The sequence below is a fragment of the Actinocorallia lasiicapitis genome (genome assembly GCF_054778695.1).
This window is the reverse complement of sequence record NZ_BAAGZI010000658.1, coordinates 1-1,817: the sequence shown is the minus strand read 5'-3', so window position 1 is coordinate 1,817 and position 1,817 is coordinate 1. Positions and strand designations below refer to the sequence as shown.

Here is a 1,817-nt window from a genome sequence, read left to right as displayed (position 1 = left end):
CGTCCCCGCTCCGCTGCCGCCCCGGCTCGATCCGGTACCGGTGCCCGCGGGGCTCGACGGCCCCGTCCTGGAGGGCGCGCTGCGGGCGCGGGCGCTGCTCGGCTGGCCCTTCGGAAGTGTCGGAGGCGGGCGCTAGCGTGGACGACATGACTGACTCCCCCACCGGCTGTGCTTCCTACCCGCGTGAATGTGAGCGGCTGATCCCCGTGGTGGTGCTCGACCGTGGCTGAAGTCCTGTCGACGCGCGCACTCAACCGCGCCACGCTCGCCCGCCAGTTGCTCCTCGAGCGTTCCCCGCTCTCCGTCGAAGAGGCCGTCGCGCGGATCTGCGGGCTGCAAGCGCAGACCCCGCACACCTGGTACACCGCGCTGTGGTCGCGGCTCGCCGGGTTCGATCCGCAGGAGGTGTCGCGGCTGATGGTGGAGCGGCGGCTGGTGCGGATCGCGGTGATGCGCGGCACGATCCATCTGCTGACCGCCGACGACGCGCTGGCGTGGCGTCCGCTGCACGACGACTTCATTCTGCGCGTCACCCGCAGCGCGTTCGGCCGGCACTGGAAGGAGCTCGATCTCGACGCGGTGGCCGCCGCGGGCCGGGAACTGATCGAAGAGCAGCCGCTGACCTTCGCCGCGCTCGGCACGGCCCTGCAGGAGCGGTTCCCCGGACGCGACCGGTCGGCGCTCGGCCAGCTCGTGCGGGCCAGGCTGCCGTTGGTGCAGGTGCCGCCGCGCGGACTGTGGGGCAGGTCGGGGGCCGTCGCCCACACCACGGCCGAGCACTGGCTGGGCCGCCCGCTGGAGGAGAAGCCCGATCTGGCGGAGTTCGTCCGCCGCTATCTGGCCGGGTTCGGGCCCGCGTCGGTGATGGACGTGCAGACCCACTGCGGGCTGACCAGGCTGAAAGAGGTGATGACGGGCATGGACCTCATCACCTTCGACGCCGAGGACGGCAGAACCCTCTACGACCTGCCCGACGCTCCGCGCCCCGACCAGGACACGCCCGCGCCGGTCCGGCTGCTGCCCGATTTCGACAACGCGCAGATCTCGTTCGCCGACCGGTCCCGGATGGGCGTCATCGACCCAGGCCAGACGGCGCGGGCCTGGCCGGAGCACGGTCCGATCCCGGGCACGGTTCTGCTCGACGGCACCGTCCAGGCGACGTGGTCGCTGGAGCGGGTCGCCAAGGCCAGGACCGCGACGCTCACGATCACACCATTCCGCCCCCTGACGTCCGCCGAACGCGACGAGATCACGCCCGAAGCGCTGGCCTTCCTCGCCTTCCAGCACCCCGCCGACTCCCCCGACCTGCGTTTCGCCGATCCCTGGTGAGCGTGGTCAGGCGTGGGCGTGCAGCAGGAGCACCCCGGCCGCCACGACGGTGGCGGCCGCGATCCGGCGGGGGCCGAGCCGCTCGTCGAAGCACACCGCCCCGATGACGGCCCCCCAGATCACGCCGGTCTCGCGGAGCGCCGCCACCTCGGCCAGCGGGCTGCGCGTCTGCGCCCACAGCACGATGCCGTAGGCGAGCAGCGCGACGACCCCGCCGATCCCCGACATCACCCACGTCCTGGCGGACGCGTCCCGCACCGACCGGTACCGGAAGACCAGCACCCCGACGGCGATCAGCCCGCCTTCCAGCAGGAACATCCACCCCGTGTACCCCAGGGCCCCCTCGGCCTTCCGCACCCCGACCCCGTCAACGACGGTGTACGCCGCGATGCACACCCCGGTGGCCAGCGCGGCCCCGACCGCCCTCCCCGACGGCATCGCCATCGACCCCGCCGCCGGCTACATGTACTGGACCAACATGGGCCACG

At 72.8% G+C, this 1,817-nt stretch carries 2 protein-coding genes; one reads left to right on the top strand and one right to left on the bottom strand.

Annotation, left to right across the window (positions count from 1 at the left end):
* Positions 1–222 precede the first annotated feature (222 nt).
* Positions 223–1,329 (top strand): winged helix DNA-binding domain-containing protein, encoded by a 1,107-nt coding sequence (locus tag ACYVE7_RS33465; RefSeq protein WP_460370513.1) that lies wholly within the window; start codon positions 223–225, stop codon positions 1,327–1,329.
* Between the two features lie 6 nt (positions 1,330–1,335).
* Here the strand turns inward: ACYVE7_RS33465 and ACYVE7_RS33460 are convergent, their stop codons facing one another.
* Positions 1,336–1,767 carry an EamA family transporter gene (locus tag ACYVE7_RS33460; protein ID WP_460370511.1) on the bottom strand — a complete coding sequence of 144 codons (432 nt, stop codon included), beginning with the start codon at positions 1,765–1,767 and terminating at the stop codon, positions 1,336–1,338.
* Positions 1,768–1,817 lie beyond the last annotated feature (50 nt).

What these genes read in the sequence shown, in the direction of transcription:
- ACYVE7_RS33460 (WP_460370511.1), bottom strand. Translation starts at nt 1,767, where the DNA reads ATGCCGTCGGGGAGGGCGGTCGGGGCCGCGCTGGCCACCGGGGTGTGC.